This is a genomic window from Nocardia brasiliensis ATCC 700358 (assembly GCF_000250675.2).
Taxonomy (GTDB): Bacteria; Actinomycetota; Actinomycetes; order Mycobacteriales; family Mycobacteriaceae; genus Nocardia; species Nocardia brasiliensis_B.
In genome coordinates, this window is sequence record NC_018681.1 from 8,898,207 (window position 1) to 8,923,102 (window position 24,896).

Annotated in this window: 26 protein-coding genes and 1 riboswitch; of the genes, 18 read left to right on the forward strand and 8 right to left on the reverse strand. The window is 67.9% G+C overall.

Going from position 1 to position 24,896, the window contains the following annotated elements:
* Nucleotides 1-58 precede the first annotated feature (58 nt).
* Nucleotides 59-1,255, forward strand: coding sequence for a homogentisate 1,2-dioxygenase (locus tag O3I_RS39860; RefSeq protein WP_014988743.1), 1,197 nt, complete (start codon nt 59-61; stop codon nt 1,253-1,255).
* On the forward strand, nt 1,252-2,430 hold the full coding sequence (fahA, locus tag O3I_RS39865) for a fumarylacetoacetase (RefSeq protein ID WP_041564929.1): 1,179 nt from the start codon (nt 1,252-1,254) through the stop codon (nt 2,428-2,430). The genes O3I_RS39860 and fahA overlap by 4 nt, the downstream gene beginning before the upstream one ends.
* 49 nt (nt 2,431-2,479) lie before the next feature.
* Here the strand turns inward: fahA and O3I_RS39870 are convergent, their stop codons facing one another.
* On the reverse strand, nt 2,480-3,169 hold the full coding sequence (locus tag O3I_RS39870) for a TetR/AcrR family transcriptional regulator (RefSeq protein ID WP_014988745.1): 690 nt from the start codon (nt 3,167-3,169) through the stop codon (nt 2,480-2,482).
* A gap of 97 nt (nt 3,170-3,266) precedes the next feature.
* Here O3I_RS39870 and O3I_RS39875 point away from each other — a divergent pair, with 97 nt between their 5' ends.
* Both O3I_RS39875 and thiC read left to right on the forward strand, forming a co-directional pair.
* Nucleotides 3,267-4,670 (forward strand): lipase family protein, encoded by a 1,404-nt coding sequence (locus O3I_RS39875; protein ID WP_167829205.1) that lies wholly within the window; start codon nt 3,267-3,269, stop codon nt 4,668-4,670.
* A gap of 183 nt (nt 4,671-4,853) precedes the next feature.
* Nucleotides 4,854-4,962: riboswitch (TPP riboswitch) on the forward strand.
* Nucleotides 4,954-6,603 (forward strand): phosphomethylpyrimidine synthase ThiC, encoded by a 1,650-nt coding sequence (thiC, locus tag O3I_RS39880; RefSeq protein ID WP_041563168.1) that lies wholly within the window; start codon nt 4,954-4,956, stop codon nt 6,601-6,603. (Overlaps the previous riboswitch by 9 nt.)
* A gap of 48 nt (nt 6,604-6,651) precedes the next feature.
* Here the strand turns inward: thiC and O3I_RS39885 are convergent, their stop codons facing one another.
* The gene (locus O3I_RS39885) at nt 6,652-7,518 is read right to left on the reverse strand and encodes a hypothetical protein (RefSeq protein ID WP_014988748.1); all 867 of its coding nucleotides are present in this window, start codon (nt 7,516-7,518) and stop codon (nt 6,652-6,654) included.
* 249 nt (nt 7,519-7,767) lie between these two features.
* On the opposite strand from O3I_RS39885, the gene O3I_RS39890 reads away from it, so the two are divergent.
* A complete protein-coding gene (locus O3I_RS39890; RefSeq protein WP_014988749.1) occupies nt 7,768-7,974 on the forward strand; it encodes a hypothetical protein in 207 nt (68 codons plus the stop codon).
* 26 nt (nt 7,975-8,000) lie between these two features.
* Here the strand turns inward: O3I_RS39890 and O3I_RS39895 are convergent, their stop codons facing one another.
* Genes O3I_RS39895 through O3I_RS39905 form a run of 3 tightly spaced genes read right to left on the reverse strand, consistent with a single transcriptional unit; the run spans nt 8,001 to nt 9,814 of the window.
* Entirely contained in the window at nt 8,001-8,756 is a 756-nt protein-coding gene (locus tag O3I_RS39895; protein WP_014988750.1) for an SDR family NAD(P)-dependent oxidoreductase, read from the reverse strand.
* Between the two features lie 30 nt (nt 8,757-8,786).
* Complete coding sequence (locus tag O3I_RS39900; protein WP_014988751.1) at nt 8,787-9,545, reverse strand: SDR family NAD(P)-dependent oxidoreductase; 759 nt, start codon at nt 9,543-9,545, stop codon at nt 8,787-8,789.
* Nucleotides 9,542-9,814, reverse strand: a complete 273-nt coding sequence (locus tag O3I_RS39905) for an Atu4866 domain-containing protein (RefSeq protein WP_014988752.1) — start codon at nt 9,812-9,814, stop codon at nt 9,542-9,544. The genes O3I_RS39900 and O3I_RS39905 overlap by 4 nt, the downstream gene beginning before the upstream one ends.
* A gap of 101 nt (nt 9,815-9,915) precedes the next feature.
* Between O3I_RS39905 and O3I_RS39910 the strand changes: the two genes are divergently transcribed.
* Together O3I_RS39910 and O3I_RS39915 are read left to right on the forward strand one after the other, a co-directional pair.
* Nucleotides 9,916-10,758 (forward strand): helix-turn-helix transcriptional regulator, encoded by an 843-nt coding sequence (locus O3I_RS39910; RefSeq protein WP_041564932.1) that lies wholly within the window; start codon nt 9,916-9,918, stop codon nt 10,756-10,758.
* A gap of 106 nt (nt 10,759-10,864) precedes the next feature.
* Nucleotides 10,865-11,518 carry an alpha/beta hydrolase gene (locus O3I_RS39915; protein ID WP_014988754.1) on the forward strand — a complete coding sequence of 218 codons (654 nt, stop codon included), beginning with the start codon at nt 10,865-10,867 and terminating at the stop codon, nt 11,516-11,518.
* A gap of 29 nt (nt 11,519-11,547) precedes the next feature.
* Here O3I_RS39915 and O3I_RS39920 read toward each other — a convergent pair whose 3' ends face one another.
* Nucleotides 11,548-12,231 carry a GntR family transcriptional regulator gene (locus O3I_RS39920; protein ID WP_014988755.1) on the reverse strand — a complete coding sequence of 228 codons (684 nt, stop codon included), beginning with the start codon at nt 12,229-12,231 and terminating at the stop codon, nt 11,548-11,550.
* A gap of 128 nt (nt 12,232-12,359) precedes the next feature.
* On the opposite strand from O3I_RS39920, the gene O3I_RS39925 reads away from it, so the two are divergent.
* The 7 genes from O3I_RS39925 to O3I_RS39955 all read left to right on the forward strand — a co-directional run bounded on the left by O3I_RS39925 (nt 12,360) and on the right by O3I_RS39955 (nt 19,530).
* On the forward strand, nt 12,360-13,811 hold the full coding sequence (locus O3I_RS39925) for an amidohydrolase family protein (protein WP_014988756.1): 1,452 nt from the start codon (nt 12,360-12,362) through the stop codon (nt 13,809-13,811).
* A 42-nt stretch (nt 13,812-13,853) separates the two neighbouring features.
* Nucleotides 13,854-14,705: a fumarylacetoacetate hydrolase family protein gene (locus O3I_RS39930; protein WP_014988757.1), complete on the forward strand. Its 852-nt coding sequence runs from the start codon at nt 13,854-13,856 to the stop codon at nt 14,703-14,705.
* Nucleotides 14,706-14,732: 27 nt separating this feature from the next.
* On the forward strand, nt 14,733-15,656 hold the full coding sequence (locus O3I_RS39935) for a VOC family protein (protein ID WP_014988758.1): 924 nt from the start codon (nt 14,733-14,735) through the stop codon (nt 15,654-15,656).
* A 23-nt stretch (nt 15,657-15,679) separates the two neighbouring features.
* Nucleotides 15,680-16,192, forward strand: coding sequence for an SRPBCC family protein (locus O3I_RS39940; protein ID WP_014988759.1), 513 nt, complete (start codon nt 15,680-15,682; stop codon nt 16,190-16,192).
* A gap of 86 nt (nt 16,193-16,278) precedes the next feature.
* Nucleotides 16,279-17,631, forward strand: a complete 1,353-nt coding sequence (locus O3I_RS39945; RefSeq protein WP_014988760.1) for a carotenoid oxygenase family protein — start codon at nt 16,279-16,281, stop codon at nt 17,629-17,631.
* 2 nt (nt 17,632-17,633) lie between these two features.
* Nucleotides 17,634-19,034 (forward strand): MFS transporter, encoded by a 1,401-nt coding sequence (locus O3I_RS39950; protein ID WP_014988761.1) that lies wholly within the window; start codon nt 17,634-17,636, stop codon nt 19,032-19,034.
* Nucleotides 19,035-19,122: 88 nt separating this feature from the next.
* Nucleotides 19,123-19,530, forward strand: a complete 408-nt coding sequence (locus O3I_RS39955; protein ID WP_014988762.1) for a hypothetical protein — start codon at nt 19,123-19,125, stop codon at nt 19,528-19,530.
* 153 nt (nt 19,531-19,683) lie between these two features.
* Here O3I_RS39955 and O3I_RS39960 read toward each other — a convergent pair whose 3' ends face one another.
* Nucleotides 19,684-20,895: a cytochrome P450 gene (locus tag O3I_RS39960; protein ID WP_014988763.1), complete on the reverse strand. Its 1,212-nt coding sequence runs from the start codon at nt 20,893-20,895 to the stop codon at nt 19,684-19,686.
* A gap of 224 nt (nt 20,896-21,119) precedes the next feature.
* Here O3I_RS39960 and O3I_RS39965 point away from each other — a divergent pair, with 224 nt between their 5' ends.
* A complete protein-coding gene (locus tag O3I_RS39965) occupies nt 21,120-21,554 on the forward strand; it encodes a DoxX family protein (RefSeq protein WP_014988764.1) in 435 nt (144 codons plus the stop codon).
* A gap of 104 nt (nt 21,555-21,658) precedes the next feature.
* Here the strand turns inward: O3I_RS39965 and O3I_RS39970 are convergent, their stop codons facing one another.
* Nucleotides 21,659-22,396, reverse strand: coding sequence for a dienelactone hydrolase family protein (locus O3I_RS39970; RefSeq protein ID WP_014988765.1), 738 nt, complete (start codon nt 22,394-22,396; stop codon nt 21,659-21,661).
* A gap of 255 nt (nt 22,397-22,651) precedes the next feature.
* Here O3I_RS39970 and O3I_RS39975 point away from each other — a divergent pair, with 255 nt between their 5' ends.
* Genes O3I_RS39975 through O3I_RS39980 form a run of 3 tightly spaced genes read left to right on the forward strand, consistent with a single transcriptional unit; the run spans nt 22,652 to nt 24,871 of the window.
* On the forward strand, nt 22,652-24,010 hold the full coding sequence (locus tag O3I_RS39975; protein WP_202804909.1) for an FAD-dependent monooxygenase: 1,359 nt from the start codon (nt 22,652-22,654) through the stop codon (nt 24,008-24,010).
* A 9-nt stretch (nt 24,011-24,019) separates the two neighbouring features.
* Nucleotides 24,020-24,163: a hypothetical protein gene (locus tag O3I_RS46910; protein WP_337587896.1), complete on the forward strand. Its 144-nt coding sequence runs from the start codon at nt 24,020-24,022 to the stop codon at nt 24,161-24,163.
* 45 nt (nt 24,164-24,208) lie between these two features.
* On the forward strand, nt 24,209-24,871 hold the full coding sequence (locus O3I_RS39980) for a GDSL-type esterase/lipase family protein (protein ID WP_014988766.1): 663 nt from the start codon (nt 24,209-24,211) through the stop codon (nt 24,869-24,871).
* Nucleotides 24,872-24,896 lie beyond the last annotated feature (25 nt).

Consider the following 24,896-nt stretch of genomic DNA (forward strand, 5'->3'; position numbering starts at 1 on the left):
GTCACTACGATGGTGACCAAACTAAAACCAGGCCACAAGCCAGGCAGGAGGTGCGGTCATGGCGTTCTATCGACAGGTAGGAGCAGTGCCGCCGAAGCGGCATACCCAACATCGAGACGAGCAGGGACAGCTCTACTACGAGGAGCTGATGGGCGAGGAGGGCTTCTCCGGCGACTCGTCCCTGCTGTACCACCGCGGGCTGCCGCCCGCGATCGTCGACTCGACGGTGTGGGAACTGCCCGATCAGTCGACGACGCCGAATCATCCACTGCGCCATCGGCATCTGAAGCTGCACGACTTGTTCCCGGACGACAGCCACGCCCGCACCGATGTGGTCACCGGCCGCAGGCTGATCCTCGGCAACGCCGACGTGCGCATTTCCTATGTCGTCGCCAAGGGTGGTTCGCCGCTGTACCGCAACGCGATCGGTGACGAACTGGTCTACGTGGAATCCGGCTCCGCGGTGGTGGAGACGGTGTTCGGGGCCGTCTTCGCCCGGCAGGGCGATCAGGTGCTCATTCCGCGTGCGACCACCCATCGCTGGCTGCCCTCCGGCCCGGAGCCGTTGCGCGCCTATGTGATCGAGGCGGCCAGCCACATCACCCCGCCGAAGCGCTACCTCTCGAAGTTCGGCCAGCTGCTCGAGCACGCGCCCTACTGCGAGCGCGACCTGCACGGCCCGGCCGAAACCCTCACCGCCACCGGCAAAGACGTGGAGGTGCTGGTCAAGCACCGGGCCGGCGGGCAGGTCGTGGGCACCCGCATGGTGTACGCCGATCACCCGTTCGACGTGGTCGGCTGGGACGGCTGCCTGTACCCGATCACCTTCAACATCAGCGATTTCGAGCCGATCACCGGCCGCGTGCACCAGCCGCCGCCCGCGCATCAGGCCTTCGAGGGGATCAACTTCGTGGTGTGCAACTTCGTGCCCCGCAAGGTCGACTATCACCCGCTCTCGATTCCGGTGCCGTACTACCACTCCAACGTGGACTCCGACGAGATCATGTTCTACTGCGGCGGAAACTACGAGGCGCGCAAGGGATCCGGGATCGGGCAGGGCTCGGTGTCGGTGCACCCCGGCGGGTACGCGCACGGCCCGCAACCCGGCGCCTACGAACGCAGCATCGGACTCGAATACTTCGACGAGCTCGCCGTCATGGTCGACACCTTCCGCCCGCTCGAACTCGGTGAGGGCGCTCTCGCCTGCGAAGACCCGGCGTACGCGTGGACCTGGTCGGGACGGGGGCCGCAGTGAGGACTCGACTCGAAGTACCCGCCGATTCCCTGTTCGGCGTGGACAACCTGCCCTACGGCGTGTTCGCCCCGGCGGGCCAGAACTATCGGGTGGGCACCCGCATCGGCGATTCCGTTGTCGATCTCGCTGCGGCACTGGGTGATCCGGAGTTCGCCGGGCCGAGCCTGGCCGCGCTCATGGCGCAGGGACCGCAGCGCTGGCGCGAGGTGCGCGAGCGGGTACGCGAACTCGTCGACACCGAGATCGACAGTGCCGCGGTGCACGCACTGGCCGACGTGCGCCTCGGCCTGCCCGTCCCGATCGGCGACTATGTCGACTTCTACGCCAGCATCGACCACGCGACCAACCTCGGCAGGCTGTTCCGCCCCGACAGCGAACCGCTGCTGCCGAACTGGCGGCACCTGCCGGTCGGCTACCACGGTCGCGCGGGCACCGTCGTGGTGTCCGGCACCGAGGTGATCCGGCCCAGCGGGCAGCGCCGGACCGATTCCGGCACACCAGATTTCGGCCCGTCCCAGCGGCTGGACATCGAGGCCGAGCTCGGCTTCCTGGTCGGCGTCGGCTCCGAGCTCGGCGCGCCGGTGGAGACCGGCGAGTTCGCCGAGCGGGTGTTCGGCGTCGCGCTGGTCAACGACTGGTCCGCGCGCGATATCCAAGCCTGGGAGTATCAGCCGCTCGGCCCCTTCCTCGGCAAGTCGTTCGCGACCTCGATCTCGCCGTGGGTCACGCCGCTCGCGGCGCTGGAGGCCGCCCGGGTGCCGACGCCGGAGCAGTCCCCGCAACCGCTGCCCTATCTCCAGGACAAGGAACCGTGGGGTCTCGACATCGACCTGACGGTGTCGTGGAACGGGCAGGCTGTCACGCATCCGCCGTTCTCACGCATGTATTGGTCACCCGCGCAGATGTTGGCGCACCTCACCGCGAACGGCGCGGCCACCCGAACCGGCGACCTGTACGCCTCCGGCACCATCTCGGGACCGGAACCGGATCAGCGCGGATCGTTCATCGAACTGTCCTGGGGCGGTAAGGAACCCGTGCTGGTGAACGGTCAGCGACGCACCTTCCTGGAGGACGGCGACGAGGTGCGCATCACCGCGACCGCACCGGGACCGGCCGACCGGCGCATCGGCCTCGGCGAGGTCACCGGACGCATCCTGCCCGCCCGCCCACGGTGAGCACGAGCCGGGCCGATACCCATCGGCCCGGCTCGCGGTCTGTCCGAACCTATTCGGCCGCAACGGCTCCGCGGCCGGCGTGCAGCACGGTCAGGAACGCGGTGAGATCCGTGCTGAGGGTCTCGGCGCCGTCCGGGGCCTCGCCGTCGTCGTGATGGTGCAGCCAGTCCGCGACCAGTTCGAACATGCCGCCGATCGCGGCCAGCGCCAGCGCGAGCCGGGCACGCTGGACCGCCGGGTCGTCGGCGGGCTCGCCCGCCCACTCCCGATCCAGGAAGGCCGCCGCCCACCGCCGGTTGCTGCGCCGCATCTTCTCCACCGTCGGTGAGATCCCGCCCGCCTCACCGAAAGTCACCTTCGCCAGCCGCGGGTCGTCCGCGATCGCGTGCACGAACGCGTCGACCACCGCCGCCGCGCGCTCCGGCCAGCCCAGATCCGCCGCCGCTGCCGCGCCCGCGGCCGCACGTTGCTGGATCTGCGCGGTGAGCTGTTCGAGCAACGCGAGGTAGCACGCTTCCTTGCTGTCGAAGTGGTCGTAGAACCCCTTGGTTCCGACGTAGGCGCGCTGGCAGATCTGCTCGATCGATGTTCCCGAATAGCTGTGCTCGGCAAACAGTTCGGTGGCCGCATCGAGCAGCTGACTGCGCCGCTGGGCGCTGCGCTGTTCGGCGTCGAGTCCACGGATCCGGCGGCGCGCCGGACTCGGGGCAGGCCGCGCGGCGGATTTGCTGCGGGTCATCCCTCGACCATAGCTCGGCACTGTTTAGAAAGGGTTCTTGTTGATAACACGGTCTCATGCTGTAATCGCTGTCACGCTGATGAGGAAGGACACGCACGTGTCAGTGATCAAAGGGGATCCGACCGGCCGAGTACACACCGGAAGACGGGCGATGGCGGTGCTGGTGACCATGGCGATCGCCGTGACCACGGTGCTGCTGGCCGGGGGCGTCAGACCCGCGCCGGCCGCGGCGATGCCACTCCCGCACGAAGATTCGTTCTACCAACCACCAGAAGGTTTCCGAGCCGAGGAGCCGGGCACCATCCTGCGGTCCCGTGAGGTGCGCCTGGCCGCGCTGACCGTGCTGCCGCTGAACGTGCGTTCCTGGCAGTTGCTCTATCGGACCACCGATCTCGACGAACAACCCACCGTCGCCGTCACCACGGTGATCCTGCCCGCGGGCGCGGACCCGAACCGGCACCGGCCGCTGGTCTCGCTCCAGTTCTACTACGACAGCGCGAGCCTCGACTGCTCGCCTTCCTTTGTGCTGCAACAGGGTTCGGGCCTGGCCGGGATCGAGGGCGTGCACTCACAGAGCGAGCTGATCGCCATCGCCGCCCTGATCAGCCAGGGCTGGGCGATCTCGATCCCCGACTACGAGGGCCTCGACGGGCATCTCGCCGTCGCCAAGGAACCCGGCTACATGACCCTGGACGGTGTCCGCGCCGCTCAGCGATTCGAGCCGCTCGGCCTGGACGGCGCGAATACGCCTGTCGCACTGTGGGGTTACTCCGGCGGCGGGATGGGCTCGGGGTGGGCGGCGGAAATGCAGCCGACCTATGCGCCCGAGCTGAACGTGAAGGGCATCGCGCTGGGCGCGCCGACCTCGGACGTGGTGTCGCTGCTGCACGTCAACGGGTCGATGTTCTCCAGTCTGATCGGCATCGGCATCTCGTCGCTGCGCAAGGCGTACCCCAAGTTCAAGGAGGCCGCGGACCGGTACTTGACGCCGGAGGGCCGGGTGCTGATGGATCGCACTGAGCGGCAATGCCTTCCGCGCAACGCGCTCACCCAGATGTTCGTCGACTACGGCCGCATGCTGACCATCTCGATCCCGGAGTTCCTCGCGGTCCCCGAGATCAAGGAGGTGTTCGAGGCGACCGTGCTCGGCCGCAACATCCCGACCGCGCCGATCTTCCTGTACCAGGGCGTGTTCGACGAGGCCGTGCCGGTGTGGACCAACGACCGGTTGAGCGAGCAGTGGTGCGCCGGAGGTGCTTCGGTGATCTACAAGCGAGACCATCTCAGCGAGCATCTGACCCTGCCCTCGCTCGGCATGGCCGACACGCTCAACTGGCTGAAGGGACGGCTCGCGCCGAACGCACCCGATCAGTTCGGCTGCCGCACCGAGAACGTCGTGTCCATGCTCGCCGACTTCAACGCCCTGCTGACCCAGATCGAGATCAACCTGAACGCCACCTTCGGCGCGCTGGGATTCCCGATCGGCCCGCGCGAACGCTGACCCGGCGTACGCGCACCACCTGCCCTCGACCGGAGCCACGGTCGAGGGCAGGTCTGTGTTCCGGGTCGGCCGCTCGGCGGAACACACCGGCGCGCGATGGTCGCCACCGCTGCGGACTCGGACAATCCTGGCGATCATCGGGCGCAGGTCCCGGGATGCCGGGTACTGTCGTGCTGGAAAATTTCACACGCCAACGGGGGCTCGCACCAGCGGGCTGAGAGGACGGCTAGGGCCGTCGACCGTATGAACCTGACCGGGTAATGCCGGCGTAGGGAGGAAAATCATGGCAACTGCTGCATCCAAGAATGGGTCCGAGACCGTGGAATCGGTCACCACCGGACCGATCGAAGGCAGTGTCAAGCACTACACCGAGGTCGACGGGCTGCGGATTCCGGTGCGCCGGGTGAACCTGACCAACAGCGAGCATTTCGACCTCTACGACACCTCGGGGCCGTACACCGACGACGCCGCGGAGATCGATCTGGAAGCGGGTCTGCCCAAGCTGCGCGACACCTGGGACAAGCCCGAGGTAGACGGGCCGCCGACCCAGCTGGCCTGGGCCAGGCAGGGCATCGTCACGCCGGAGATGCGCTTCATCGCGGCCCGCGAGGGCGTGTCCCCCGAGCTGGTGCGCGACGAGGTCGCCGCGGGGCGCGCCGTCATTCCGGCCAACCACCGGCATCCGGAACTCGAACCGACGATCATCGGCAAGAAGTTCCTGGTGAAGATCAACGCGAACATCGGCAACTCGGCCGTCTCGTCGTCCATCGCCGAGGAGGTCGAGAAGATGGTGTGGGCCACCCGCTGGGGCGCCGACACCATCATGGACCTGTCCACCGGCAAGAACATCCACGAGACCCGCGAGTGGATCCTGCGTAATTCGCCGGTGCCGGTCGGCACCGTGCCGATCTATCAGGCGCTGGAGAAGGTGAACGGCGATCCGACCAAGCTCACCTGGGAGATCTACCGCGACACCGTGATCGAGCAGTGCGAGCAGGGCGTGGACTACATGACCGTGCACGCGGGCGTGCTGCTGCGTTATGTGCCGCTGACCGCCAAGCGGGTCACCGGCATCGTCTCCCGCGGCGGATCCATCATGGCCGCCTGGTGTCTGGCGCATCATCAGGAATCGTTCCTGTACACCAACTTCGCGGAACTGTGCGAGATCCTCGCGAAATACGATGTGACCTTCTCCCTCGGCGACGGCCTGCGGCCCGGGTCCATCGCCGACGCCAACGACGAGGCGCAGTTCGCCGAGCTGCGCACCCTCGGCGAGCTGACGAAGATCGCGAAATCCCATGGCGTACAGGTGATGATCGAGGGCCCGGGCCACGTGCCGATGCACAAGATCGTGGAGAACGTGCGGCTCGAAGAGGAACTCTGCGAGGAGGCGCCGTTCTACACCCTCGGTCCGCTAGCCACCGATATCGCGCCCGCCTACGACCACATCACCTCGGCCATCGGCGCCGCGATCATCGCGCAGGCGGGCACCGCGATGCTCTGCTACGTCACGCCGAAGGAGCATCTCGGGCTGCCGAACCGGGACGACGTCAAGGTCGGCGTGATCACCTACAAGATCGCCGCGCACAGCGCCGATCTGGCCAAGGGGCATCCGCACGCACAGCAGCGCGACGACGAATTGTCCAAGGCGCGTTTCGAATTCCGCTGGCGCGACCAGTTCGCGCTGTCACTGGATCCGGACACCGCCCGGGAGTACCACGACGAGACCCTGCCCGCCGAGCCGGCCAAGACCGCGCACTTCTGCTCGATGTGCGGGCCGAAGTTCTGCTCGATGCGCATCTCCGCGGATGTGCGCGAGTACGCCGCGCGCAACCAGCTGACCGACGTGGAGGCGATCGAAGCGGGCATGGCGGAGAAGTCCGCCGAGTTCATCGATCACGGCAACGCGGTGTACCTGCCGGTCGTCTCGTAATCTGCTGCGCCCGTACGCCTCTCGATTCGTCGCGGGGTGTACGGGCGGTCAGTCCCGGCGCATGACCTCGAGCAGGGATGCCAGGTGGTCGGCGGGGACCACCTCCATCCAGTCACCGCTGCCGCGGATGGTGGCGGCGATATCGACGGTGATCCGATTGCGCCACCAGTAGATCGCGCGGCTGATCGGCCGCGCGTCGGCCTCGCCCGCGACGAGCAACTGGGCGAGCAGGCTGGTGCCCGCGAACACCGTCGGGCCGGTGATCGGATGGACCAGCACATGGGTGTGGCCGGGCAGCACCAGCAGCGCGCCCCACGGCCCGACCACCGGATAGTCGTCCAGCCAGCGCACGTGCGCGGTGACGAAGTCCGAAGCGCCGTAAATCATCTGGAGATCCACGTCGTCCATGCCGTCGACCTCGGCGGCCATCAGATCCAGTCCGCCCTCCGCGCGGGTGTTGCGCTCGGCGATCGCGAACAGGTCGGATTCTCTTGCGCCCCAACGCTGCGCGGCCGCATAGGTCACCGGCACCATGAGCTCGCCGTAGTCGATGAGCACCCGCTGCAACAGGCCGGGCGCGACCAGCCTGCGCACATCGTTGATCAATCCGCTCGTGCGCGCCGAACACAACCGGGTGCGCAACCGCGGCCGCACCGCCGCCAGCCGCGACACCTCGAGATGCCCCGCCGCCAGATCCGCGAGTTGCACGTCCAGCCGATCCCCGATCAGCGTCGCCCACAGTTGCCGCGGCACCCGGGCGACCAGCCGGTCCAGCCGGGTGTGCGGCAGCACCACCCGGTACCCGGCACCCCCGGACAGCACGAATTCCCCCGCGGACTCCTCGAGCACCAGCCCATGCCGCACCCCCACTTCGTTGACCAGCAGCTTCATCAGCCCGGACGACACATCGCGCATAGCCCCTCGCTCTCGGCCGCATCCACCACCCCAGTGTATCGAACATACGTTCGAGATGACTCGCGAGTAGGCATCTTCCGCTCATCGACTCCCGTCGCGGTCGCGCCGGGATCGGGCGTAACGGCGTAAGCCGCTGCGCCGCCCCGTTTTCGGGGGCAGGGCTTTCGAGGTCTGTCGGGCGGAACGGTTGTCTCGGTAGCTTCGCTGCGATGGCCGAACCCCTCCCCGGCCGCCCGAAAGGAAACTGTGATGCGCACCAAGCTTCGTGTCGGCCTGCTCGCCGGTGTACTCCTGATGGCACCCTTGGCGACCGCGATCCCGGCCTCCGCCGCCGGACTCCCGCTGCAGTCCGCCGAGCAGGCGGAGGAGGTGGCCTCCCCGGGCTGCCCCGGCGGCGCGGCGCACTGGAGCTGCCTGCTGGAATCGCTGTCCGCCAGCGGCTCCAAGGGCAAGTAGCACCCGCCACGGGCGTCGAAGCGTCGTCAGTATGCGGTGAGTCCGCCGTCGACGACGAGTTCGGTTCCGGTGATGAACGAGGATTCGTCGCTGGCCAGGAAGAGCATCGTGGGAGCGACCTCGGCGGGGTCACCCGCGCGGCGCATGGGGGTGCGCACGATGTCGGGCTGCTGGTCGCCCTGCTCGTCGAGCAGACCCTGGATCATCGGGGTGGCGATGACCCCGGGGTGCACCGAGTTGACCCGGACGCCACGGGTCGCGTACTCGACAGCGGCGGTCTTGGTCAGCAGCCGCACCGCTCCCTTGGACGCCTGGTACGCGGCGGCGGCTCCGCTGCCCACCAGACCGAGCACCGAGGAGGTGTTGATGATCGAGGCGTTGCCGGAGGCGCACAGCAAGGGCATGGCGGTCTTCATCCCGAGCCAGGTGCCGGTCTGGTTGACCGCGATCACGCGTTCCCATGAGTCCTGCGTGGTGTCCTCGATACCGGGCCAGTCCACGATGCCGGCGATGTTGACCAGGACGTCGAGCCGCCCGAAGCGCTGCCGAGTCAGCTCGATGACCTCGCTCCAGTTTTCGGGTGCGGAGACGTCCAACCCGGCGGCCAGCACGTCGGCGCCGGTGGCTGCCAGGCGCGCGGTGAGCGCCTGCGTGGCGTCCTGGGCTATATCGGTGACGACCAAGCGGGCGCCTTCGCGGGCGAACAGTTCCGCGGTGGCATGTCCGATGCCACCGGTCGCGCCGGTGATCAACGCGACCTTGTCGGCGAGCCGTCCAGGCATGATGTGCTCTCTTTCGTTGTGTGTCGAGACTCAGGCTGTGGTGTAGCCGCCGTCAGCGGCCACGACCGCGCCGGTGATGAAACCGGCCCGGGGAGAGGCCAGGAAACCGATCACCTCGGCGATCTCCTCGGGCTGGGCGACGCGGCCCAGGGGGTGGGCGGCGCCGAAGGACCGCAGATACTCCCGGCTGTCGGCCCGGAAGTTGTCGAGCATGTCGGTCTCGATGACACCGGGCGCGACGACGTTGGCGCGGATGCCGTGCGGAGCACCCTCCAGCGCGAGCACCTTGGTCAACTGCGCCAGCGCTCCTTTGGACGCGCAGTAGGCCGCGGCTTCGGCCAGTCCGACGGTGCACGCGAACGAGCCGACGGTGACGATCGCGCCACCGCCGTGTGCGCACATCACCCGAAATGCTTCCCGGGCGTGCAGGAACGCCCCGCGGGCGTTGATCGACATCAGCTCGTCCCAGTCGGCCGCTGTGGTCTCGACGATCGGTTTGTTCACTGATCGACCGGCGTTGCAGACCAGGATGTCCACGCTGCCGAACCGATCGATCACCGCTGCCACCGAGCGCACCGCGGTGTCCTCCCGGGACACGTCGCCTACCAGAGTGGACACCCGGTCGAACCGGTCGGTGAGCTCGTGCACCTCGGGTCGGAGGTCGGTGGCGAGCACTTGCGCGCCGCGGGCGTGCAGCCAGGCGACCGTGGCCGCGCCGACCCCGCGGGCGGCGCCGGTGACCAGCGCGACCTTGCCCTCCAGTGCACGGTCGGCGACAGGCACGCTCATCGCCGAACCTGCCGGTGGTGAGCGTCGGCGGACTCACGATGAAGGACGAGATGCTCGTGGTACAGCACGCCGTCACGAATGTCGCCCGTCGCCGTGAAGCCGGTGTCGTCCACGTAGTCGAGGTGAGTCCCGGTCACCGTGTAGCGACCGGTGTAGGCGCTGCGCCGTTCGCCGCGCGCTTCGTCGTAGCGCCCATCGGCGCGCAGTTCCTGCCGGATATGCCCGTCCGCGGTGACCCACATGCCGACCACGTCGATATCGCTTGTCATACCGACCAGCGTCGGCAACGACGGAAAAAGTTGGCAGGACGCGTGGTGGCTGGGTGTGCCGCACCCACCCGACCGCGCCGACCGCGACCTACCCTGAAGCCATGGTCAGTGGTGAGCTGGGTGCGTTCCTGCGAGCGCGTCGCGCGCAACGGACACCCGAAGACGCGGGTGTGCTCTACTCCGGACGACGCAAGGTGACCGGACTCCGCCGCGAAGAAGTCGCCGTACTCGCCGGCGTGAACGCCGACTATTACACCCGCCTGGAGCAAGGCCGCGAAACCCACCCGTCACCGCAAGTGCTCGACGCCCTGTGCCGCGCACTGGATCTCGACTCCGACGCCCGCGAGCACCTGTTCCGGCTGGCCGGCGCCGCACCGGACCGCACACCCACACCGGTACCGCAGACCGTGAGCCCCGACCTGCGCCAACTCATGGACGGCTACCCGCACACCCCCGCCTTCGTGCTCAACCCCATCCTGGACGTCCTGGCCACCAACGCCCTAGCCGACGCCCTGTTCTCCCCGTTCCGCGCGGTGGACAACCTCGCCCGCATGACCTTCCTCGACCCGGCAGGACAACAGTTCTACGCCCACTGGGACTGGACAGCACAGGCCACCGTGGCCAACCTGCGAGTAGCCGCGGGCCGCAACCCCCACGACCCTGCCCTGCGCCGCCTGGTGACCGAACTCAGCGAAGGCAGCGCGCACTTCCGCACCTTGTGGGACACCCACCAGGTGCGCGGCAAGACCCGCGAACCCAAACACCTCGTACACCCCGACGTCGGCCCACTCACCCTCACCTACCAGGCCTTCGACGTGCGCAGCGCCCCCGGCCAGCAACTGATCATCTACCACGCCGAACCCGCCACACCCAGCGCCCACGCCCTCGCACTACTGAGCAGCCTGCACGCCACCACACACCCCGCGCGCACGGTCGACACCTAGCTCGATCCAGCGTCCCTATGACTCGCAGGATCCGCAGGTTCAGGGGACTCTGCCGCCGGTCGCACAACACGCCCTCGCCCGCGCGCGTGGCGCTACAGTTTCGAGGATGTCCATCGCTGGTGAACTGGTCACCGAGACCTTCGACTATGACGGCGGGCGTCGGGTGACGGTCTATGTTCCGGCGGATCGGCCGGAGGCGGTCGTGTTCGCCGGTGACGGTGCGTCGATTGCGCAGTGGGGCGTTGATCTGGCGGCCGCGGACGTGCCGGCCACGGTGATCGTCGGGGTACACCGCGCGGCCGACGAGACGCGGCGGCTCCACGAATATTCGCCGGGCTTCGATCCCGAGCGATTCTCGGCACATGAGCGGTTCTTCGGCGAAGACGTCAGCCGATGGTTGCGATCGCGGTTCGGGGTGGCCCTGCCCGCCGAGCGCACCGCGGTGTGCGGTGTGTCGGCCGGCGGTGAGCTGGCATTGGCCTTGGGGCTGCGACATCCAGATGTCTACGGCACCATCTGGTGCGCCTCCCCCGGCGGAGGATATCGACCGCCTGCCGTCATGCCGAGTCCGCTTCCGCGCACGTACCTCGTCGCCGGCACCCTGGAGCCGTTCTTCCGCCAGAACGCGACTCGGTGGGCGGACGCGCTGCGTGACGCGGGAGCAGATGTCGTGTTGAGCGAGCGGGTCGGAGCGCACGGCGACGCGTTCTGGCGCGAAGAGTTTCCGCTCATGGCGGCGTGGGCGTTCGGTCGGCGCTAGGCCGTTGGGACACAAGCCATTTCGATTGACTATCGGTTCGGCTGGTCGGGTGCGCAGCTGATCAGTAGTCGCGTGGTGTGCGTGATGTGGTCGCGCAGTAGCTGCTGTGCGTGGTCGGCGTCGCGGGCGAGGGCGGCGTCGAGCAGTGCCCGATGTTCGGCGGCGACGTCGCGGTCGGGTTCGTCGCCCAGGGACACCGACCACTGCCGGTACAGCTCGGCTTCCTGGCGTAGTGACTGCGCCGTGTCGAGCAGCCGCCGGTTGGGGCAGCCCGTCAGCAGGGCGTGATGGAAGGCGGCGTGGGCTTGCGACCATTCGTCGGTCAGGCGGTCCGGATCGGCCGGGTCCCGGTAGGGTGCGCGTTCCATAAGGTGGTGTGCCGCAACAGCATCCGCCTCCCAGCGCATATCACCCTCGGACACCGATAGCCGCAGAACCAGGGATTCGATCTCCGCCCGCGCCTGCGTCAGCTCGGCCAGATCCTGATGGGACAGCGGCCGGACCTGGTAGCCCTGATGCGGTTTCGCCACCACCAGTCCCTCGGCGACCAACCGGGTCAGCACTTCGCGGGTGGCACCGACGCTCACCTGGTAGCGGTCGGCCAGGTCCGGGAACTTGAGCCGTGCGCCGGGCACTAGCCGACCGCCGAGGATGTCGGCACGCAACGCCTGGTGGATGCCGTCGGTGCGGGTCGTCCCGCCACTCTTCGCCATGACCCCACTCTAGCAGTTTACGAATAACTCTTGAACTTTCGAAAGTTTGCGGCTAGTTTCGAAACCATCGGCAGTTCGGCCGTACGAGCCGGAAACCGTTGCCGAGCAGCGCTATTCGAGGAGTTGCCATGCACTCGCACACCGTTGACCGTCCGTCCGTGTTGCGCGGCGGGACCGTCCTCACCATGGATTCCGCCCGCACCGTCCTCGAAGGCCATGACGTGCTCGTGGTCGACGGCCGGATCGCCGCCATCGGCGTCGATCTCGTCGTTCCCGACGGCACCGACGAGATCGACGCCCGCGGCGGCATCGTCATGCCCGGGATGGTCGACACGCACCGGCACATGTGGCAGACCACGACCCGTGGCTACGGTGCGGACTGGACACTCACGCAGTACTTCGTCTGGTACTACCTGAACTGGGGCACGAAGTTCCGGCCCGAGGACATCTACGCCGGGAACCTCCTCGGCGCGCTGGAGGCGCTCGACGCCGGGGTCACCACCTGTGTGGACTGGTCGCACGGCCTGCAGACGATCGACCATGCCGACGCGGCGGTCGACGCGCTCGCCGCGGTACCGGGCAGGTTCGTGCTGGCCTACGGCAACATCCAGGACGCGCCCGCGAACTGGACGGGCACACCGGAGTTCCGCAAGTTCTTCGACCGTCGCGCCGGCGATCTCGAGGGCTTCCAGATCGCCTTCGACGTCACCGGCGATCCGAGCTTTCCCGAGCAGCAGGCATTCGAGGTCGCCCGCGAGTTGGATTTGGCCGTGACCACGCACGCCGGAGTCTGGGGCGCGACCGGCGACGACGCCGTGCGACTGATCCACGAGCACGGCTACGCCGAGGCCAGGACGGTGTACGTGCACGCCTCGACGCTGTCGGCGGACTCCTACGACCGCATCGCGGCGAGCGGCGGCTCGGTGTCGGTGTCCACGGAGAGCGAGCAGAGTGCCGGGCAGGGTTATCCCGCCACGGCCGCCCTGCGCGCGCACGGAATTCCCGTGTCGCTGTCGCTGGACAGCTGTGTGCTCTGCAGCGGCGACCTGTTCTCCGCCATGCGCACGACGCTGGGCGCCGACCGCGCGGCCGAGCATCAGGCGGCGCACGCGCGGGGTGAGACCGTCACCCATGCCTCGCTGCATGCCGAGCAGGTCGTCGAGTGGGCAACCCGGGGCGGCGCACGAGCGATCGGGCGCGACGACCAGATCGGCAGCGTGCAGGTCGGCAAGAAGGCCGACCTCGTGCTCGTCCGCAACGACGCTTCACCGGCGATGGCGCCGCTGCTCAACCCGCACGGACACGTCGTCCTGCACGCGCAGCGGGCTGACGTCGACACGGTCCTGGTCGACGGCCGGATCGTGAAACGCGACCACCGGCTGGTCGGTGTCGACCTGGCCGGTGCGCGTCGTGCGGCGCAGGCGACGGTCGACTACCTGCGCGCCGAACTCGGAGAACAGGCTTGGCGCGCGGGCATGAACCCGGAGATCCCCGAGACCAAAGTCCTCGACAACCCCTACACCTACACCGACTACCGGTCCGCGACCACGCACGGCGATCCCGCGCCGACGCCTCGTTGATCCTGCCGAACCGTTCACCTCTTTTGTTCAGGAGTCCGCACCATGCGTTTCGCCACCATTTCGGATCGGCTGTCGCTGATCACCGCGTCCGACACCGTCATCGACATCGCCCGCGCCAGCGGTGGGTGGTTCGGTCCCAATACCCAGGACGCCTACGAGCACTGGGACGAACTGCTCGAGTTCTGCTCCACCGTCACTGCCGAGGGCACCCAGCTATCGGACTTTCCGGCGACGGAATTCGGCAATCCGGCCCGAAATCCCCGGCAGCTGTTCGCCATCGGCCTCAATTACGCCGAGCACGCCGCGGAGTCGTCGCTCGGGGTGCCCGAGGAGCCACCGGTATTCACCAAGTTCGTGACCTCGCTGGCTGATCCCTACGGAACGGTCACGCTGGTGCCGGGCAAGGTGGACTGGGAGGTCGAACTGGTTGTGGTGCTCGGCCGCCGGGCACATCACGTCGCCGCCGCGGACGCGTGGCAATACGTCGCGGGAGTCACTGTGGGACAGGACATTTCCGAACGCGTCCGGCAGCGGGTCGGCCCGGCGGCGCAGTTCAGCATGGGTAAGTCCTTTCCGGGCTTCGGGCCGATCGGTCCGGTGCTGGTCACCCCGGACGAGTTCGACGACCCCGACGATCTGGAACTGGGCTGCCTGATCAACGGTGAGCAGATGCAGAAGGGCCGGACGTCCGACATGATCTTCCCGGTGCCCGAGCTGATCGCGCGGCTCTCGGCGATCACGCCGCTGCTGCCCGGCGACGTCCTCTTCACCGGCACCCCCGCCGGCGTAGGGTTCGGCCGCACCCCGCAGCGGTACCTCGCGCCCGGCGACGAACTGGTCAGTTACGTGCGCGGTGTCGGCGAGATGCGCCACCTGATCGTCGCCGGGCAGTAAGAGCACACCGAATCCCCTGGAGACACAATGGCCTTACACCGACTGTCGTCGGTCACCATCGGCGTACCCGATCCGGCCGCGACCCGCGACTACTACACCGAATTCGGGCTCGTACCCCGACCGGACGGCTGGCTGTCCACCCGCGACGGCGGCGACCAGCTCCGGCTCATCCGCGCATCGTCTCGACGGCTGGCCGAAATCGTCATCGGTGCAGACGATTCCGGCGATCTCGACGTGGTCGCCGCCCGTCTGCACAAGCTCGGCCTGCCGGTGGAACGCACCGCCGACTCCGTGACCACCACCGAGCCGGTCGCCAATTTCCGGGCCGCAGTTCGGATTTCGAACCGCATAACCCAGGCCGTCACACCGGCGACCCCGTACAACGGGCCCGGCCGTATCGAACGCCAGGGCACCCGCGCCCCCGGTGTACTGCGCGCGGATCCGATCCGTCCGCGCAAGCTCGGCCACGCGGTCCTGGGCTCGGTGGACTACGCGGCCACTCGCCGCTTCTTCGTCGACGGTCTGGGTTTCAAGCTCTCCGACGAGATCAAGGGCGAAGGCGCGTTCCTGCGCTGTTCGACCGATCACCACAACGTGCTGGTGCTCAACGCGCCGGTCAACTTCCTGCACCACACTTCGTGGCAGCTCGACGACATCGACGATGTCGGCCGCGGCGCCACCGCCATGCTCGAGGGTCATCCGGAACGACACATCTGGGGACTCGGACGCCACCACGCGGGCTCGAACTTCTTCTGGTACCTCAAAGATCCCGCGGGCAACTTCTCCGAGTACTACTCCGACATGGACTCGATCATCGACGACCAACTCTGGACCCCGGAAGTCTTCGAAGGCGCCCAGGGCCTGTTCAGCTGGGGCCCGCCACCACCGCCGTCGTTCCTGCACCCCGAAGACCTCGCCGCCCTGATGACCGGCGCCCACCACGCCGGATAGCGGCCTACCTACTCAGGAGAGACATGTCTGACCTGTACGTACCGCAGATCCCGGACAACCTGAACATCCGGTTCGTCGAGAACCGCATCGTCGTCGAACGTCCCGCGCAAGTCGTCTACGACTGGGCGACGACCTGGTCGAATCTGCCGAAGTGGCTGCCGTTCGCATCGGGAACCGAGGTGCGACGCGGCACCGAAGGAGTCCCCGCCGAACTCGGGGATGTGCTGCTCGAGTACATCTTTCCGGAATTGAACGAGAAGCCGAAGGAATACACCGTGGTGGCGCGGGTTCCCGGCAAACTCTGGACCGTGGTCGGCCGCGACATCCTCGACGACGGCACCCCGGCACCGGCGATGCACGCCATCGCCACCTTCACCACCTTCGACCTCGGCGACGGAACGACCTTGTTCTGCAGGGTTTTTCAGCGGCTGATCCCCGACACCGAGCCGCCCGGCCCACACCCGGTCGAGGACCCGGCGCAGGTCCAGCCCGGACTGGAACTGCTGAAGGCGCACATCGAGGGCACTGCCGGATAGTTCGGCGACCGGACGACGAAAACCCCTGGTATGGACGCGTTCTCGGAACGCGTCGCTGCCGCTCGAGCACATCACGAGGTAATCCGATGAACAGCGACACCACACTGGCCAAGCCCTATCTGACCGGCCACTACCAGCCCGTGCCGGACGAGGTGACCGCGCACAACCTGACGGTGCGCGGGACCATCCCCACCGAACTGAACGGCCGCTACTTCCGCAACGGTCACAACCCGAAACCCGGTGACACCCCGAAACATTGGTTCAAGGGCGCGGGCATGCTGCATGGCCTGCGGCTGCGTGACGGTCAGGCCGAGTGGTATCGCAACCGGTGGGTGAAGACGCCCGCCCTCGTCGGTGCGCCCTATATTCGCGAGGACGGCAGCATCGATTTGACCGCCAGCGTGGCGGGCACCCACATCATCGAGCACGCCGGCCGCATCCTGGCGCTGCAGGAGTCGAACCTGCCGTTCGAGGTGACCCCGGAGCTGGATACGGTGGGCGCCTACGACTTCGGCGGCAAGCTGAAAACCGCGATGACCGCGCACCCGAAGGTGGACCCGGTCACCGGTGAACTGCATTTCTTCGCCTATTCCCCCGTCGCGCCGCATCTGATCTACTACATCGCCTCGGCCGACGGCGACATCCGCCACCAGCAGGTGGTCGAGGGGGCGGGCCCGTCGCTGATGCACGACTTCGCGATCACCGAGCACTACGCGGTGTGGCTGGACCTGTCGGTGACGTTCAACCCCGCCGAAACCTCCGGCATCCCTTACCGGTGGGACGACGCCTACCAGGCGCGCATGGGTATCCTGCCCCGCACCGGCACCGGCCCGGTGCGCTGGTTCGACGTGGAACCCGGTGCGATGCTGCATGTTTCGAATGCCTACGAGGACGAGGCCGGGCGGGTCGTCGTGGAAGGCCCCCGGCTGGATCGGTCGGCCTGGGAGACATCGTGGAAGTGGTGGACCGGCGCACCCGGATACCAGACCGACCCGGTCGCCGGGGCTCTGCAGTACCGCTGGGTCCTCGATCCGGGGCAGGGCACCGCACGCGAGGAAATGATGGACTCGCTGGTCACCGAGTTCCCGACCATCAACCTCGACTACCTCGGGCGCCGCAACCGCTACAGCTACGCGGTCGCCTACCCCGGCTCCGGATATGACGGCGTCGGAATCATCAAGTACGACAACGATACCGGCGCACGCGTGCTGGCCCCGACCGGTGCGGGCCGCATCCCCGGGGAAGCCGTTTTCGTCCCCGCCGCCGATGCCACCGGCGAAGACGACGGCTACCTGCTCACGCTGGTCGGCGACCGCGCAGGCAAGGCGTCGGAGCTGCTGATCCTCGACGCTCGCGACTTCACCGCGCCGCCGGTCGCGGCCGTCGAGCTGCCCCGGCACGTGCCCGGCGGTATCCACGGCTCCTGGATCGCGGACTGATCATGTACTCCGTCACCCGAACCCCCACGGCGTCGACTCGGGCATGGATCGGGCTCACCGTCCTGGCCACCGCGCAGTTCCTGGTCGTGCTGACCACCTCGATCGTCAATATCGCCCTGCCGGACATCGGACACGGGCTCGAACTGTCACCGGTCGGGCTCTCCTGGGTCGTCAACGGCTACGTACTCGTCTTCGGGGCCCTGCTGATTCTGGGCGGTCGAATCGGCGACGTATTCGGACGGCGGCGGGTATTTCTCACCGGCACAGCGATTTTCGCGGCCACCTCGATCGCGGCGGGGCTCGCCCCCACCGCCGCGGTCCTGCTCGCGGCGAGAGTCGGACAGGGGGTGGGCGCGGCACTGCTCGCCCCGACCGCACTCGCCTTGGTGCTGACCTTGTTTCCCGCAGGCGCGGGCCGCGCGCGGGCCATCGGGGTGTGGGGCGCGGTATCGGGCATCGGCGGCGTCGCCGGGGTGCTGTCGGGCGGCCTCTTGTCCGGCGTCTTCGGCTGGCGCGCGGTGTTTCTCATCGGCGCACCGGTAGCGATCGCGGTGCTGGCCGCCACGATATGGCTGGTGCCCGCCGACCTTCCGGCGGGCGGCCGGATCGACCTGTGGGGCGCGGCATTCGTGACCGGCGGCCTCGCCGCACTCACCTACGCGCTCTCGGTCGGCGGACAGTACGGCTGGACCGCGCCCCGCGTCACCGTCCCACTGATCGCGGCGGTATTACTGCTCATCCTCTTCGCCGGATCACAGCGGAAGCTAGCGCAGCCGCTCATCGCGCCCGCGCTCCTGCGCATCAGCGGGATACTGACCGCGAACATCGTCATGACACTGCTCGGCGCGGTGTGGCTGGGACTGTTCTTCTTCCTCCCGCTCTATCAGCAGAAGGTGCTCGGCTACACACCGATCCGAGCCGGCCTCACCCAACTGCCGCTGGCGATCATGATCACAGCCGCCTCCACGATCACCCCGAGACTGACTCGATATCTCAATACCCGCGCCCTGCTGACCACCGCACTGGCACTGCTCGCGGCCGGGCTGGCCTGGCTTGCGCGCACCCCCGTCGACGGACGATTCCTGACCGACATCGCTGCCCCGTCGCTACTCATCGGCACCGGACAAGGCATCGCGTTCGTCCTGCTGACCGCCCGCGCCACCACCGGCGTCCTCGCCGAACACACCGGGTTGGCCGGCGGGCTGATCAACACCACCCGCCAAATCGGCGGTGCGCTGGGGCTGGCCGGACTACTCGCCATCACCACCGCGACCGGCGACTCCGGCCAACCCACCGCATCGCAGCTCGCGCACGCGTACGGCACCGCGTTCGCCGTTACCGCGGCCATCGCCGCGGCCGCGGCCCTGCTGACCGCCGTCCTCCGCGACAGACCCGCAGGGTGAAATCGACTGTGCGCCGGTGCGCCGTTCTGTGATACGACTGGTACACACGCCATTGCGGTTGGCGTAGTGGACAACTGGAGATCTCGACGTGCGTAATCGGATCGCTGTCGCCGCATTCGGCGCCGCACTCCTCTTCGTGGTCGTTGCGGTAGGGCTGTACTACAACGACGGCGGGTCGCGGGATCATACGTATCTCCAGGTCGGCGACTGCTGGGACTACAGCGCTCGTTTCGACGAAGCGGTACACCTGAAGTCGTGTTCCGAGCCGCACTACGGCGAAGTGATCCTCAGGGCAGAGTTCGGCGCTCTCCCTCGGCACCCGTCCGGGGGCCTGGACGCCTGGGGCTTCTGCAAACAGCGCCTGAGCGAAATCCTTTCCAAGAACAGCCATCTCGACTACTGGATGGTCCCGAACGACGGCATCCTCTGCACGGTCACCGCCGCCGACCATGCCGGTACCCGGATCGGCGGCCTCACCGGTACAGTCGACCGCTGAGCCGGCCCGCCTCCCAGGCCGGCCCAGCTCGTGCGCCGTCCTGACAGACGCGAGAAACCCATGGACAGTGTGGATCTCGTCGCGCGGAGGTGGACGATCGCCCGGGGTGCACGGCTGTTCGCCGAGGTCGTCCCCGGCGGAATGGAGCCGACGTCAAACGTCCCAGGCGACGGGGAGGCTCTTGACTCCGTAGATATCGGCGGTCTCCGGACGCAAAGCGACTTCTTCGGCGGGTACGGCCAGACGCAGGGTCGGGAATCTGTTCATCAGGGCGGGGAACGCGACGCGCATTTCGACCCGGGCGAGTTGCGCCCCCAGGCACAGGTGGGAGCCGTGGCCGAAAGCCAGGTGCGCCGTGGCCGGTCGGTGCAGATCGAGCGAGTGCGGGTCGGCGAAGTGCTCGGGGTCGCGATTGGCAGTGTGGTACGAGGCGATGATCACCTGCCCCGCTTCGATTGTCTGACCGCCCACCTCGACATCCTCCAGCGCAGTGCGCATAAAGGTCTTGGCGACGCTGAGATACCGCAACAGCTCTTCCACGGCCTGGTCGGTGAGCGAGGGATCGGCGCGCAGTGCGGCGAGCTGCCCGGGATGGCGCAGCAGCGCGAAAGTGCCCAGCGCCAGCATGTTCGCGGTGGTGTCGAATCCGGCCGCCAGCAGGATGAGGGCCATCCCCCGCAGTTCCTCGTCGGTCAGATCGCTGTCGGTGAGGTCGCTGAGAATGTCGTCGGTGGGTTTCGCGCGCTTGGCGGCCACCAGGCCGGTGAGGTAGTCGTAGGTCGCGGTGACCGCCGTTATCTGGTCCTCATCGCTTGTCTCGCCGTTCATGAACGACTCGACGTTGTCCTGGAACGAGTCCCGGTCCGCATAGGGCACGCCGAGCAGTTCACAAATCATCATGGCGGGAATGGGTTTGGCGAACGCGGCGACCAGATCCGTTGGCGGCCCGGCCTTTTCCATGGCATCGAGGTGGTCGGCGGTGATCTGCTCGATGCGTTCGGTGAGCAGCCGCATGCGCCGAGCGGTGAACTTGGCCACCAGCGGTTTCCGATAGCGCCCGTGCTGCGGCTCGTCCATGAGCAGGAACTCACCGGGGGCCGCGGTCGGGAACTCGAAACCCGAATAGTCGATGGTCGGGTGCCGCATGAGCTCCTTGCGCGAACTGAACCGGGGATCCGCCAAAATCGTCCTGACCAGGTCGTATCCGGTGACCAGCCAGCCCGGTTCGCCGCCGGGGAAGGTATAGCGGCTGATCGGGCCGTGTCGATGAGCCTCGAGCAGCTCGGTCGGCGGGTCGAACGGGCAGCCGGGACGCCGCTGCGAGGGCATCGTGGTTACGGAATAGAGCGATTCAGTCATGGCCATTCCTCTTGCGCTAGTACATCTTCGAGAACTCCGAGACGAGCAACACCACCAATATATGTAGACGTATACGTATGCGCAAGCCGGTGGCAGCGATGGCCCCGAACCAAGACCCCCAACAACCCGGCAGAAAATCTTGGGACGCGACCGATTAATTCTTTTCGGGGTCCCCGTCTTCTCAGGTGAACGCGCTACCCGACAGCGCGACCAACCCAGAAGGAAAGACCATGACCGCCATCTCCGCCACCGCCGCCACCACCACCGTCCGCCCCGGCAAGGTCCGCAACCGCGTCCTGTGGGGACTGCAGATCGTGCTGGGCCTGTTCTTCATCGTGGCCTCGGGCCTGCCGAAGCTGCTGAACATGGTTCCCGAGGAGAACACGGTGGCCATGCGGGAAGCCGGTCTCGGCTCGCCGTGGCTCATGTACTTCATCGGCGTCTGCGAAGTCGCCGGCGGTATCGGCCTGCTCGTGCGCTACCTGAGCGGGCTTGCCGCGGCCGGTCTGTCCATCCTCACCCTGCTGGCCGCCGCCACCAACGTCTTCCTGACGGATATGCCGACGTACGCGCCCTTCCCGCTGGTGCTGTCGGCGATCTTCGCCTGGATCGCCTACGAGCGCCGCGACACCATCACCGGGCTGCGCTCGCTGCTCACCCGATGATCTCGCACTGAGACCGAGAACGATCGGCAGGCTCGAGCCTGCCGATCGTTTCCGGCGTTGCCGGCAAGGGTGTTCCAGGGTTGGTCCCCTTGCCGGTGCGGCCCCTACTTCAGATGCCGCGCGAAAAACCTGCTGCCCGAGTCACCTTCGAAGTGCGGGACTCCGGTGTGTCCGCCCATATTGGCGTGCAGCGTCTTCTCCTTGGTGCCGAAGGCGTCGAACAGATCCAGCGCCAGCTGCCGATCGTTGCCTTCGTCGTCCCATTGCAGCAGTACCAGCAGCGGGATGGTGACCTGCCCGGCTTCCTCGAACATGCTGCGCGGCACGAAACTTCCGGCGAACAGCAGGGCCGCCGCGATCCGCGGGTCGACCCGCGCCAACCGGATGCCGATGCCGATCGGCCCGCCCGAGTACCCGACCGGTCCGTCGATCTCGGGCAGCGCGAGAGCGGCATCCATGGTGGCTTGCCATTCCGGGACGGCTTGTTCCACCAGCGGGAGGATCAGCCGGGCGACGATCTCGTCGTCGACCGGACCGCCCGCTTCGATGGCTCGCCGCAGGTCGGCGCGGGCCTGCTCGGCGGCGGCCGAGCGAGGCCGGTCGCCGCCGCCGGGGAGTTCGATGGTGACCGAGGCGTAGCCGTCGGCCGCGGCGTGCCGGGCCCGGCCCACCAGCCGGGGGTACATGCCGGGCAGCCCGCCCGGGTGCCCGACCAGGATCAGTGGCACAGGCGCGGAGGCGGATGCGGTTGCGGGCGTCCACAGGATGCCGGGGATCTCGCCGAGGGTGAAGGCGCGTTCGAGGACGCCGTCGTCGAAGCGCTGTTCGGAAGTGAAGTGCATGGTCGTGCCTTTCGGGAGTGCGTTCAGCGGCGCTCCCGGACGACCTATCGCCCGACCGTGACCCCAGCGGGGAGCACCCATGTAGATACTGCGTTCACGGGTACCACCTCCTCGGACTTGCACGGTCACCGGAAACGTAGCAGCGGTCGCGGTGGACGGCCAACCGATTTTTCCGGCGGCGGGAGAACTTACCCCGTAGGCGCGCCGCAAGTTCTGCGTCAGCGCGGTGCAAGAGCGCTCGAAAACCATCGAGGCATGGACGAATTCGATGTCGTGATCGTGGGAGCGGGCCCGGTCGGCCTCCTGCTCGCCTGCGAGCTGGGTCTGGCGCACTGTTCGGTACTGGTGCTCGAGCGGGAACCGGACCCGGGCTCGCCGTGGCGGGCCGAACCACTCGACCGCCGGGGCCTTTCCGCCGCTTCGGCCGAGGCCTTCTATCGCCGCGGGCTGCTGCCCGCGCTGCGGAAAGCCACCGGCGCGCCCGACGACCTCCGCACGGGCTTCGACGAAGATCTGACACCGCGCCATATCGGCCATTTCGCGGGCCTGGTCCTCGAGGCGGCCCGGGTCGAGTTCGCGGACCTGCCTTACTACCTGCCCAGCCCGGCGCTGCACTCGATGATGGTGACCCTCGCCGCGCTCGAGTCGGTGCTGACCGAGCGGGCCGTCGCGCTCGGTGTGCAGATCCAGCGTGGCACAGCGGTTTCCGCCATCGCACAGAACGACGAGCAAGTGCTCGTGCACGCCGGGGCGCGCACCTACGCCGCGCGCTGGGCGGTCGGCTGCGACGGCGGGCGCAGTGTGGTGCGCAAGCTGGCGGGTTTCGAATTCGCGGTCACCGAGCCACAATTCACCGGCTACGTCGCGCTCGCCGATATCGCCGACGCGGAGCGGTTGGACGAGGGGATCATCAACCGCACGGAGACGGGCGTGTATCTCCGGCTGGCCGCGAACGGGCACATCGGCATGATGGATTTCGACGGCGGCGCGTTCGACCGCACGCAGCGGCTGACCCGCGAACATCTGCAAGAAGTGCTGCGCCGCGTCTCCGGCACCGACGTCACGCTGGACGCGGTCCACTTCGCCTCCAGCTTCACCGATCGGGCGATGCAGGCGACGACCTACCGGCAGGGGCGGGTGCTGCTCGCAGGCGACGCCGCGCACATCCACTCCCCGCTCGGCGGGCAGGGCCTCAACCTCGGCATCGGCGACGCGATGAATCTGGGCTGGAAGCTCGCGGCGACCGTGCACGGCGCCGCACCGACAGGACTGCTCGACACCTACACCACGGAACGGCATCCGATCGGAGCCGCAGTGCTCGACTGGTCCCGCGCTCAGGCGGCGATCCTGCGACCCGGCCCGATCGCCGGCGCGCTCCGCGGCGTGATCCAGGATCTGCTCGCGACCGCCGACGGCACGACCTACGGTTTCGCACGCAGTTCGGGCGCCTCGATTCGCTACGACCTCGGCGGCACCCACCCGATGATCGGCCGCAGCGCACCGGATTTCAGGTTCGACGACGACACTCGTTTGGGCGACCTGACCCATGACGGACGCGGCGTCCTGCTCGACTTCGGTGCCGATCCGAGCCTGCGCACGGCAATTGCCGCCTGATCGAACCGGATTCGATACGTGGCCGCGACGCCCCGCGACGATCTCGGCGTCGGTGCAGTACTGATCCGCCCCGACGGATTCGTGGCGTGGGCGGGCGAACGCGACGCCGTGGCATTCGAGTCCGCCGCCGCGCACTGGTTCAGCGCCGCGTGAACTCACGCGAATCATGATCTACCCCAAAAGTTTTCAGGAGTTCACATGACGATCACCCTGCGCTCGGGCGACACGGTGCTGTTCACCGGCGATTCGATCACCGACGCCCGGCGCGACGACAGCGCGGACGGTCTGGGCTACGGCTACCCGCTACGCATCGCGGGCGAATGGGGTCTGCGACACCCCGATCGGCCGGTGCGCTGGCTGAACACGGCGGCGGCCGGAGCCAAGGTCACCGATCTCGAAACCGACTGGCAGGCCGAAGTACTCGACCGGCACCCCGATGTGGTGTCCGTCCTCGCGGGCATCAACGAGGTCGGCTGGCACTCGCTCGACCCCGACGGCTACCTGATCTCAGCGGAGGACTTCGCCGCCGGGTACGACCGGCTACTCGCCCCGCTCGCCGAAGCGGGGGCGCGGCTGATTCTCATCGAGCCGTTCCTGCTGGCGATCAGCGGCGTCGTCGACAAAGGCCACGTGCGGCTCGACGCCGCCGTACGCCGGAAGTGGCGGGTCGACCTGGACCCGAAGATCCAGGTCGTCCGCGAACTCGCCCGCGCCTACGACGCACGATTGCTCGCCGCCGACGGCATGTTCGCCGAACTCGGCGCACGGACCGGCCCGGAGTACTGGGCCGCCGACGGCGTGCACCCGACCCCCGCCGGGCACGCCGCCCTGGCGGCCGCTTGGCTCCGTCTGGTCGCGTAACTCGAACCGCTCCGGAGCACCGGGT

Bases quoted from the DNA above. Each gene is read 5' to 3' on its own strand.
- O3I_RS39935 (WP_014988758.1), top strand. From the start codon at position 14,733: ATGGCCTTACACCGACTGTCGTCGGTCACCATCGGCGTACCCGATCCG.
- O3I_RS39950 (WP_014988761.1), top strand. From the start codon at position 17,634: ATGTACTCCGTCACCCGAACCCCCACGGCGTCGACTCGGGCATGGATC.
- O3I_RS39870 (WP_014988745.1), bottom strand. From the start codon at position 3,169: ATGACCCGCAGCAAATCCGCCGCGCGGCCTGCCCCGAGTCCGGCGCGC.
- O3I_RS39970 (WP_014988765.1), bottom strand. From the start codon at position 22,396: ATGCACTTCACTTCCGAACAGCGCTTCGACGACGGCGTCCTCGAACGC.
- O3I_RS39930 (WP_014988757.1), top strand. From the start codon at position 13,854: ATGCGTTTCGCCACCATTTCGGATCGGCTGTCGCTGATCACCGCGTCC.
- O3I_RS39960 (WP_014988763.1), bottom strand. From the start codon at position 20,895: ATGGCCATGACTGAATCGCTCTATTCCGTAACCACGATGCCCTCGCAG.
- O3I_RS39910 (WP_041564932.1), top strand. From the start codon at position 9,916: ATGGTCAGTGGTGAGCTGGGTGCGTTCCTGCGAGCGCGTCGCGCGCAA.
- O3I_RS39925 (WP_014988756.1), top strand. From the start codon at position 12,360: ATGCACTCGCACACCGTTGACCGTCCGTCCGTGTTGCGCGGCGGGACC.
- O3I_RS39940 (WP_014988759.1), top strand. From the start codon at position 15,680: ATGTCTGACCTGTACGTACCGCAGATCCCGGACAACCTGAACATCCGG.
- O3I_RS39975 (WP_202804909.1), top strand. From the start codon at position 22,652: ATGGACGAATTCGATGTCGTGATCGTGGGAGCGGGCCCGGTCGGCCTC.
- O3I_RS39915 (WP_014988754.1), top strand. From the start codon at position 10,865: ATGTCCATCGCTGGTGAACTGGTCACCGAGACCTTCGACTATGACGGC.
- O3I_RS39905 (WP_014988752.1), bottom strand. From the start codon at position 9,814: ATGACAAGCGATATCGACGTGGTCGGCATGTGGGTCACCGCGGACGGG.
- O3I_RS39965 (WP_014988764.1), top strand. From the start codon at position 21,120: ATGACCGCCATCTCCGCCACCGCCGCCACCACCACCGTCCGCCCCGGC.
- O3I_RS39945 (WP_014988760.1), top strand. From the start codon at position 16,279: ATGAACAGCGACACCACACTGGCCAAGCCCTATCTGACCGGCCACTAC.
- O3I_RS39920 (WP_014988755.1), bottom strand. From the start codon at position 12,231: ATGGCGAAGAGTGGCGGGACGACCCGCACCGACGGCATCCACCAGGCG.
- O3I_RS39885 (WP_014988748.1), bottom strand. From the start codon at position 7,518: ATGCGCGATGTGTCGTCCGGGCTGATGAAGCTGCTGGTCAACGAAGTG.
- O3I_RS39890 (WP_014988749.1), top strand. From the start codon at position 7,768: ATGCGCACCAAGCTTCGTGTCGGCCTGCTCGCCGGTGTACTCCTGATG.
- O3I_RS39900 (WP_014988751.1), bottom strand. From the start codon at position 9,545: ATGAGCGTGCCTGTCGCCGACCGTGCACTGGAGGGCAAGGTCGCGCTG.
- O3I_RS39980 (WP_014988766.1), top strand. From the start codon at position 24,209: ATGACGATCACCCTGCGCTCGGGCGACACGGTGCTGTTCACCGGCGAT.
- thiC (WP_041563168.1), top strand. From the start codon at position 4,954: ATGGCAACTGCTGCATCCAAGAATGGGTCCGAGACCGTGGAATCGGTC.
- O3I_RS39895 (WP_014988750.1), bottom strand. From the start codon at position 8,756: ATGCCTGGACGGCTCGCCGACAAGGTCGCGTTGATCACCGGCGCGACC.
- O3I_RS39860 (WP_014988743.1), top strand. From the start codon at position 59: ATGGCGTTCTATCGACAGGTAGGAGCAGTGCCGCCGAAGCGGCATACC.